8 protein-coding genes and 1 pseudogene are annotated in these 8446 nt (G+C 48.8%); 4 read left to right on the top strand and 5 right to left on the bottom strand.

Features of this window, described 5'->3' with window-relative positions:
- Positions 1 to 212 (top strand): annotated as a pseudogene (locus tag B2899_RS10775) (ferric reductase); the annotation flags it as partial.
- Here B2899_RS10775 and B2899_RS10780 read toward each other — a convergent pair.
- Complete coding sequence (locus tag B2899_RS10780; protein ID WP_286885713.1) at positions 160 to 1473, bottom strand: sensor histidine kinase; 1314 nt, start codon at positions 1471 to 1473, stop codon at positions 160 to 162. The pseudogene B2899_RS10775 and the gene B2899_RS10780 overlap by 53 nt on opposite strands.
- Before the next feature lies 1 nt (position 1474).
- A complete protein-coding gene (locus B2899_RS10785; protein WP_286885716.1) occupies positions 1475 to 2146 on the bottom strand; it encodes a response regulator transcription factor in 672 nt (223 codons plus the stop codon).
- Between the two features lie 282 nt (positions 2147 to 2428).
- Between B2899_RS10785 and B2899_RS10790 the strand changes: the two genes are divergently transcribed.
- Positions 2429 to 3604, top strand: coding sequence for an acyl-CoA dehydrogenase family protein (locus tag B2899_RS10790; protein WP_286885718.1), 1176 nt, complete (start codon positions 2429 to 2431; stop codon positions 3602 to 3604).
- A gap of 166 nt (positions 3605 to 3770) precedes the next feature.
- Here B2899_RS10790 and B2899_RS10795 read toward each other — a convergent pair whose 3' ends face one another.
- Together B2899_RS10795 and dapD are read right to left on the bottom strand one after the other, a co-directional pair.
- Positions 3771 to 4901, bottom strand: a complete 1131-nt coding sequence (locus B2899_RS10795) for an N-acetyldiaminopimelate deacetylase (protein WP_286885720.1) — start codon at positions 4899 to 4901, stop codon at positions 3771 to 3773.
- A gap of 86 nt (positions 4902 to 4987) precedes the next feature.
- Complete coding sequence (gene dapD / locus B2899_RS10800) at positions 4988 to 5698, bottom strand: 2,3,4,5-tetrahydropyridine-2,6-dicarboxylate N-acetyltransferase (protein WP_286885723.1); 711 nt, start codon at positions 5696 to 5698, stop codon at positions 4988 to 4990.
- A 182-nt stretch (positions 5699 to 5880) separates the two neighbouring features.
- On the opposite strand from dapD, the gene B2899_RS10805 reads away from it, so the two are divergent.
- Together B2899_RS10805 and B2899_RS10810 are read left to right on the top strand one after the other, a co-directional pair.
- Positions 5881 to 6093, top strand: coding sequence for a hypothetical protein (locus tag B2899_RS10805; protein ID WP_286885726.1), 213 nt, complete (start codon positions 5881 to 5883; stop codon positions 6091 to 6093).
- Between the two features lie 171 nt (positions 6094 to 6264).
- Positions 6265 to 7704: an NAD-dependent malic enzyme gene (locus tag B2899_RS10810; protein WP_146808204.1), complete on the top strand. Its 1440-nt coding sequence runs from the start codon at positions 6265 to 6267 to the stop codon at positions 7702 to 7704.
- A gap of 41 nt (positions 7705 to 7745) precedes the next feature.
- Here B2899_RS10810 and B2899_RS18460 read toward each other — a convergent pair whose 3' ends face one another.
- Positions 7746 to 8210 carry a PilZ domain-containing protein gene (locus B2899_RS18460; protein ID WP_414631770.1) on the bottom strand — a complete coding sequence of 155 codons (465 nt, stop codon included), beginning with the start codon at positions 8208 to 8210 and terminating at the stop codon, positions 7746 to 7748.
- Positions 8211 to 8446: the final 236 nt, after the last annotated feature.

Genomic DNA, 8446 nt, shown 5'->3' on the forward strand with positions numbered 1-8446 from the left:
TCCTCTCTTCCGATTTGCAGAAGAAAATCGGGAGAAGGGCATGGCGTCTCATTCATTATGGCGCGTTTCTGGCCTATGCGCTGGCGTTAACTCACGGCGTCATATTGGGAACAGATACGAACGCCTTGTGGATGCAGATTGTATATAGCGGAACTGCCGCTATAACCGCTTGCGTGCTTGCCCTGCGTATTTTGCTGGGAATTGCACGGTAAATGTGCTTCCGTTTCCAGGCTCGCTTTGTACCCGGATAACACCCTGGTGGACACGGACAATCCAACTGGCGATCGAAAGTCCGAGACCGGTGCTTCCCAACTCCCGCGAACGAACCTTATCTACGCGGTAGAATCGATCAAAAATGCGAGCCTGTTCTTCAGGTGGAATCCCGATTCCCGTATCCTGTACGTCGATGCATAGCATGCGCTCTTTTCCTTTTCTGGTTTCATAAAGACGAAGGGTGATTTGTCCGCCTTGCGGGGTGTATTTCCTGGCATTGTCCAATAGGATACAGAGAAGTTGTGTAATCCGTTCCTTATCGGCATACATCACAAATTTTTCGGGCGTATTGAGTTCCAATGTTTGCCCCCGTTCGGAGAGTAGCGGTTGGAACGAGCGGACCAGCTTTTCCGCTATGGGACACAGATCAAACGTCTCCTTCGTCACTTCCAGTGCACCGGAGTCCGCGCGCGCCAGCGTCAGCAAATTTTCGGCTAGCGAGCGCATCCGTGCCACTTCGTCCTTCATATCGTCCATAATTTGCTGCGAGAAGGGAGAGAGGTGCTCCCTTTCCTCGCTGTCCAACACCTCAAGGGAGGAGTGGAGAATGCTGAGTGGAGTGCGAAGTTCATGGGATGCATCCGCTACGAACTCACGCTGTCTTGCAAACGAGCGGGCAATCGGGCGCATAGCGTGGCCCGCCATATAATAGCCCAGAGCGGAAGAGACAATGGCAAAGAGGGCGGCTATAATGCCCAATACGGTGGTGAGCCGGTTAAGTGTCATCCGCTGCTGGGTAATGTCTTTGCCTGCATAGATAGCCCCTATAATGTCTCCATTCTTGTAGACAGCACGTCCGGCGATAACCATATAAATTTTCTTGTCGCCTTCAAGCTTGAATTCTTCGATTCGAACCTCATCCGGCCCTGGATGCCAGTCGACCAGACGTTCCATGATGGGGACACGAAGGGTCGGAAAGCTCTCATCCCCACCGATGACTTGTCCATCACGGCGAACAATATAATAAAAGGAAGAATCTTGTGGATTGTAATCGATGTGCTCTTTCTTTTTAAAATCGTGCTCAAAACTGTGCCTGTGCTCCTGCGCTTCCTGTTCGGCCAGCTCGAGCGTCTGATATTTACTGTCGCGGTACAAAATGAATGAAAATGAGAAATAACTAATCACCGCAAACGCTGATAGAAACAGTACCATTAAGCCAGTAAATAATATCGTTAGGCGGGTATGAGTTTTTTTTAACATACTACACCTCTAGCTTATAGCCGATGCCACGTACGTTGCGAATTAGCGTACTTTCCCCGGGGCGATCAATCTTTTTGCGCAGCAGGCGCACGAAAGCGTCCAGCGTGTTGCTGCTTACTTCCGCATCGTACCCCCAGACACGGTCGAGGATGGTATCGCGCGGCACGATGTGCCCGCGATTGCGTGCAAGTAGTTCAAGTAGTTGGAATTCACGCGGGGTAAGCTGAATGTCTTCTCCATTTCGCTGTACACTTCTCTGATTACAATTCAGCAGTAGATCGCGAATAGGAATGACTTCTTCCGCAAGCGGAAGTTGCCTGCGGCGCAGCAGCGAGCGAATGCGTGCGAACAGTTCAGCGAAATCGAACGGTTTCACCAGATAATCGTCTGCTCCCGCGTCAAGCCCGCATACCCGATCATCTACTGAATCCCGTGCGGTCAGAAGCAAAATTGCTCCCTGATAGCCTTCCTGTCGTAGATCGCGGCAAACAGAAATTCCGTCTTTCCCGGGCATCATCCAATCTAAAATTAGCAAATCGTACAGTTCCGCTTCCGAACGTTCGTATGCCTCCATTCCATTCATTGTCCAGTCCACAGCGTATCTTTCTTTTTTCAGCATATGCGCAATTAAGTTTCCTAATTTTCGATCATCTTCCGCGAGCAGGATGCGCATTGCGTAGCCCCCCTTTTTGCCAGTAATCCTTAACTTTACTATAAGCATTTTCTCTGAAAACTGTATGAAAAAATAAGGAACAGGAGGATGGATGGAAAATTTTTGAATAAATAAGAAGGAATTTTCAAAAACATGAAGTAGTTGTAAGGAGAGCGGGATGCGGGCTCCATGTACAGAAAAGCGATTGGATGGCGCTGCTCATGCTGAAAAATTCTGAAGCGCGAACTGTGCGACCGTTTCTGGCAGGGCAGCGAACGAAAAGTTAATGAGGGAGGAGATTTCGTGGGAACTACTACGCTGACATCACGCAATCCGGCGCGGGCATATTTTTCCGAGGAGCACTTGATGTTTCGGGATTCGCTCCGCAAGTTTCTGGAGAAAGAAGCGGCTCCGTATTTCGACCAATGGGAACAGGATCGAATCATTCCACGTGAGTTCTGGAAGAAGATGGGCGACAACGGATTTTTATGTCCGTGGGTAGATGAAGCATACGGCGGCCTGGGCGTCGATTTCGGCTTCTCTGTCATTATCAATGAAGAGCTGGAACGCATCGGTTCCGGGCTGGTGGGCATCGGCCTGCACAATGACATTGTGACACCGTACATTGTCTCCTACGGAACGGAAGAGCAGAAAGCAAAATATCTGCCGCCTTGCGTGGCCGGGGACGTGATTACCGCGATTGCAATGACGGAGCCTGGTGCAGGTTCAGACCTGGCAGGCATTCGTACCACAGCGATTAGAGACGGGGATTACTACATTTTGAACGGCCAAAAAACATTTATTACGAACGGCATCCAGTCAGATTTGATTCTGGTTGCATGCAAGACTGATCCGAAAGCCAATCCGCCGCACAAAGGGGTAAGCCTGCTCTTGGTCGAGCGGAACACCCCGGGCTTCTCACGCGGACGCAAGCTTGATAAAGTGGGGCTGCACAGTCAGGACACGGCGGAACTGATTTTCGAAGATGCGCGTGTACCTGTAGCTAACCTGCTTGGTGAGGAGGGGAAAGGGTTTATCTATCTGATGGAAAAGCTGCAGCAGGAGCGGCTTGTGGTCGCAATCTGCGCACAAACCGCCGCCGAAGAGATGCTTCGGATGACGCTACAGTATGTGAAAGAACGGGAAGCGTTCGGCAAACCGCTATCAAAGCTTCAGCACATCCAATTCACGATTGCGGAGATGGCGACGGAAATCGAGGTGGGCCGCACGTTCGTAGACGATCTCATTGTTAACCACATGCAGGGTAAAGATGTCGTAACCCAGGTGTCGATGGCCAAATGGTGGACGACGGAGATGGCGCGGCGTGTTGCCAACCAGTGCATGCAATTGCATGGCGGCTATGGTTATATGGAAGAATACCCGATCGCCCGCCGCTACCGTGACATTCCGGTGGCCGCCATTTATGCGGGCACAAACGAGATTATGAAAGTGATCATTGCCAAAAATCTGGGGATGTAAGAAGGGAAGGTATGGTTATTTCCGGATGTATATTTTGGAGGCAATCCCCCGTAACGCATCGGGAAAAATACTGAAATTCTGTCTGCGAAATCAGTATAAATCACCGGTTGAAGCAGAATGAAAATATGAAAAGAGGCCGGCGCGAGTGAATCGCAACCGGCCTTTTTTAGGAGGCCTTAAATGTAAAATATTGTGTGAGCACCCGGATGGCCACCTCGATGGCGTCTTCATCCGGTTCGATTCTCGCATGGTGCAGCCCGTACGGCGTATTGACACCGAGCCAGAAGAGGAAGCCCGGGATTTCTGCGAGAAAGTAGCCAAAATCTTCACCGGTCATCGCTGTTTTGCACTCAATCAGGTTGGCTACGCCGCTCTCCTGTACCCAGTCCATAAACTCGCGGGTCAGCGTTTCATCGTTGTATACCTGGCAGTAATTAGCCCCATAGTCGATGGCGGCACTGCATTCGAATCCGGCTTCTGTACCGCGCACCAGCGCTTCGATGCGTGACTTGACCTTCTGCATTGATTCCATCGAAAGCGTACGGATGGTGCCTTCTAACCGCGCTTTCTCGGCGATAATATTCTGTTTGGTGCCGCCTTCGATTTTGCCGATGGTAACGACGGCGGAATCAAGCGGATCGATGTTGCGGGAGACAATGCTTTGCAGTTGTGTCGCCAGATGGGCCGCTGCGATAACCATGTCGTTCGCGGTATGCGGGAATGCGGCATGTCCGCCTTTGCCCTTTAGGTCAATAAATAGCTCCGACGTATTGGCGAACAGAATTCCCGGTTTGAGCGCAACCGTACCCACCGGATACTCCGGTGCGATGTGCAGAGCGAATATCGCATCCGGCTGAAAATCCTGAAACTCCTTGCTTGCAAGCATCGGCTGCGCGCCCCCCGGACCTTCCTCCGCAGGTTGGAAAATGAAAATCAAGTCGTCTTTGACCTGGTTTTCCACAAAGTGCGTCAGAACGCCAAGCGCGATTGCCATGTGCATATCATGGCCGCAGGCGTGCATAAACCCGGGGTGAGTGGAACGGAATTCACAGGAAGTTTCTTCTGTGATGGGCAGACCGTCCATATCAGCCCGGTAGCCCAGGCGCTTGCTCGGGTTGGAACCCCTGACTTTTACCAGGATGCCGGTACGCCACGTCTTGATTTCCATCCGCTCCTGCGGTAAACCGTTCAGATAATCCAGCAGGAAACGCTGTGTTTTAAACTCTTTAAAGCCCGGTTCCGGAATCTTGTGCAGTTCCCGGCGAATTTTAATAAATGGCAGTGCGTCCACGCCCATAAATGTATCACCTCTTCATTCATGAAAAAGAAAAACCGGCGTCCGGCCCTTGCTTGTCCAGGCCGAGCGCCAGCTTTCCGCGTCGATTACAGTTGACGGAGTTCCTGTTTAATTTCCGTCTTAGATTTTGTTTTTTCGTCGATCGTTTTAATTACGCGCGCCGGTGTACCTGCCACTACGCTGTTCGGCGGTACATCATCGATAACGACCGCACCTGCGGCAACGACGGAGCCCTGTCCTACGCGTACACCTTCGAGAATGACCGCATTTGCACCAACCACAACGTCGTCTTCAATAACAACTGGCTTAGCAGACGGCGGTTCGATAACGCCTGCGATAACGGCACCGGCGCCGATATGGCAGTTCTTACCGATGGTACCGCGGCCACCTACTACAACGTTCATGTCAATCATTGTGCCTTCGCCGATAACTGCCCCAATGTTAATCATAGCGCCCATCATGATAACCGCGTTGTTTCCGATCTCTACCTGGTCGCGAATGATGGCGCCCGGCTCGATGCGAGCCTGGATATTTTTCATGTCGAGCAGCGGAATCGCAGAGTTGCGGCGGTCATTTTCCACCACATAGTCTTCGATTTTCGCCTGGTTGGCTTCAAGCACCGGCTGGACTTCTTTCCAGTCGCCAAACACAACACCTACATTGCCAGTGATAAAGGATTTTGTATTGGCACCAAAATCAATGCCTTCGATATCTCCTTTAATATGTACTTTAACCGGTGTTTTCTTCTCACTTTTTTGGATAAATTCGATAATTTGTTGTGCATTCATTTCTTTCATGAATCCTTAACTCCTTTCCTGCCTATCTATACACGGAAACTAAATGAGTATGCTTGTCTCATTGCATCCCATTATACCATTTTGATTTATGAAGTTAAACGAGTAAAGACAAAAACGCTTTGAGTATGCTTTCGCATTTTTCTTCCATACTAAAGAGAAGAAACGTATCGTGAGGTGAAAATATGGATCGACAGTTTGATATTACATTGGCACATCGGCTTGCGGATCAGCTGGTGGAATGTGCAACAAGCTTGAAGGAGACAGCGCAATCGCCCGGCCAGGTACAGCAGCACCTTGTTCGTCTAACCTCCATCGTCGATAGCCTTCATTCTCTAACCGATAAAGCTGAAGAAGCGGGCATGAATCCACTTAATGATAATGGAGATATAAGGTGAAAGAGGCATTATAAAAACCTGGCTGTGTGTTTATAACATTTTTTCCATGCTAATATTTTCAAAAGTGCTATAGGGACTTTCCTTTTTCCTGCTGTTACAGTTAAAATAAACAGTTGTATTACTATGATCATGGATCATGTATTTTTGGGTTTTTGGAAAAAGGAGGAGAACATGAAGCCGTTTACATTATTAGGAACCAGTATTATTTTGCGCTTGCAATTGGATGTGCGCAAAGTAAATTTTGTGGATATCGCGACTGCAGTTGGCAAAGCGAACGGGGATATCGTGGCGATGGACGTTGTACAGTCGTCAAATGAAGCTACGGTGCGTGACTATACAATTAACACAAAAAGCAGACCGCAAATCGAGGAAGTCATTAAGAACATTGAAGCACTGCCGGGTGTAGAGATTATTACAGTATCGGACCGGACATTCTTGAGCCATATCGGCGGGAAAATCGAGGTACGGGCGAAGCGCCCAATTCAGAACCGGGAGGACTTATCCCGTGTTTACACGCCGGGCGTGGCAAACGTATGCGAAGCGATTGCTCAGGATCCGTATAAAGCGTACAAGCTTACCATTAAACGGAATACAGTCGCTATCGTGAGCGACGGAACGGCGGTGTTAGGGCTTGGTGACGTCGGGCCATATGCTGCAATGCCGGTAATGGAAGGGAAAGCAATGCTGTTTAAGCAACTGGCGCAGGTGGACGGATTCCCGATTTGTCTGGATACGAAAGATACAGATGAAATTATTGAAACAATTGTACGCATGGCGCCGGCATTCGGCGGCATCAACCTGGAGGATATTTCTGCACCGCGCTGCTTTGAAATTGAGAAGGCGCTACGTGAACGTCTGGATATTCCGGTATTCCATGATGATCAGCACGGAACAGCGGTCGTCATCCTGTCCGGCTTGCTGAATGCGTTAAAAATCGTCGACAAAAAGATTGAAGATTGTAAGATTGTTGTGACCGGCATGGGCGCGGCGGGTGTCGCCTGCACAAAGATTCTGTTGAGCGCAGGCGCCAAGCAGGTCATCGGGGTGGATCGCGACGGTATTCTGTCCCGCTCCGTTACGTACGAGAATCCGGTGTGGGAAGAAATTTCGAACATCACGAATCCGGACGATGTGCAGGGACAATTAGCGGATGCGCTGGTGGGCGCTGATGTCTTCATCGGCGTATCGCGCGGTAACATCCTGTCTAAAGAAATGGTGCAAACAATGGCAAAGGATCCGATTGTATTCGCTATGGCTAATCCACAGCCGGAAATCGATCCGGAAGAAGCGGCTGGCATTGTGCGGGTGCTTGCAACCGGGCGTTCTGATTATCCGAACCAGATTAATAATGTGCTTTGCTTCCCGGGCATTTTCCGCGGGGCGTTTGATTGCCGGGCTACAGATATCAATGAAGAGATGAAAGTCGCGGCGGCGCAAGCCATCGCCTCTATTATCACAGAGGAAGAGTTGAACGAGCAGTATATCATTCCAAGCGTCTTCAATGACAAGGTTGTGAAGAATGTGCGGGATGCTGTCGTGGATGCAGCGATTAAAACCGGTGTTGCACGTAAAATACCGCGTGATAAGCGCAAGAAAGAAACCGTAGAATAGTATTGGAAAAGACGCTTCGTTCCCTTAAACGGAGCGTCTTTTCATTGCGCTTTTTGTTTGTTGACGGAATAAAGTGGACAGCTTTCTGTGTTGCAGAAGCGACACCCTGGAACAAATGGAACTTTTTTGAGCCAGACGCTCATATTATTAAATAACTTTGTGAATAATGAACGGGTAAAATCGTCGTGAAGCAGTTGCACCCCGTATTCATAAGTGCTCGGTTTGAACGGGGAGGAGCTTCGCCATATAATCTGTCCGGTTAGCGTGATAAGCATATCCATAATTCGGGTTTGGAACTTAAGCAGAAGATTCGAGTTTACAGGGAAGCGAAGGGAGGAGATAAAGCGTAAGCCGTGAATCGAGACATCTTTAATACAAATTTTCATTACACCGCATGAAATCTCTTGCTTATTAATTGAACCAATCGTTACTTCAGAGCAGAGAGGAATCTCTAAAAATTGGCGTTCTTCTTTTCTTCTGTTCGTATGATACACAATTATCACCATGATTTATTTATTTTATGATCTAAAGGTCTTTAGACCAATAATAGTATATATATTTTCCGGATTAAACGGTATTATCTGAAAAAATATATGACTTAACTCATGACATATAGGTCTTTAGATTTATTATTATATGTAAAATATAAAAAAATACAATCTCCCTTTCCGTTAACGAAGCTATCATGGCTGAACGGCCACAAGTCCTGCCATGAAAATGAAGGGAAGGGCGGCTGACTTTT

Origin of the sequence: Aneurinibacillus sp. UBA3580, from assembly GCF_002375825.1 — a bacterium.
Lineage (GTDB): Bacteria > Bacillota > Bacilli > Aneurinibacillales > Aneurinibacillaceae > Aneurinibacillus > Aneurinibacillus danicus.

Excerpts from the sequence above, each read along its gene's own strand:
- B2899_RS10780 (WP_286885713.1), bottom strand. The coding sequence starts at position 1,473 with ATGTTAAAAAAAACTCATACCCGCCTAACGATATTATTTACTGGCTTA.
- B2899_RS10785 (WP_286885716.1), bottom strand. The coding sequence starts at position 2,146 with ATGCGCATCCTGCTCGCGGAAGATGATCGAAAATTAGGAAACTTAATT.
- B2899_RS10795 (WP_286885720.1), bottom strand. The coding sequence starts at position 4,901 with ATGGGCGTGGACGCACTGCCATTTATTAAAATTCGCCGGGAACTGCAC.
- dapD (WP_286885723.1), bottom strand. The coding sequence starts at position 5,698 with ATGAAAGAAATGAATGCACAACAAATTATCGAATTTATCCAAAAAAGT.
- B2899_RS10805 (WP_286885726.1), top strand. The coding sequence starts at position 5,881 with ATGGATCGACAGTTTGATATTACATTGGCACATCGGCTTGCGGATCAG.
- B2899_RS10810 (WP_146808204.1), top strand. The coding sequence starts at position 6,265 with ATGAAGCCGTTTACATTATTAGGAACCAGTATTATTTTGCGCTTGCAA.
- B2899_RS18460 (WP_414631770.1), bottom strand. The coding sequence starts at position 8,210 with ATGGTGATAATTGTGTATCATACGAACAGAAGAAAAGAAGAACGCCAA.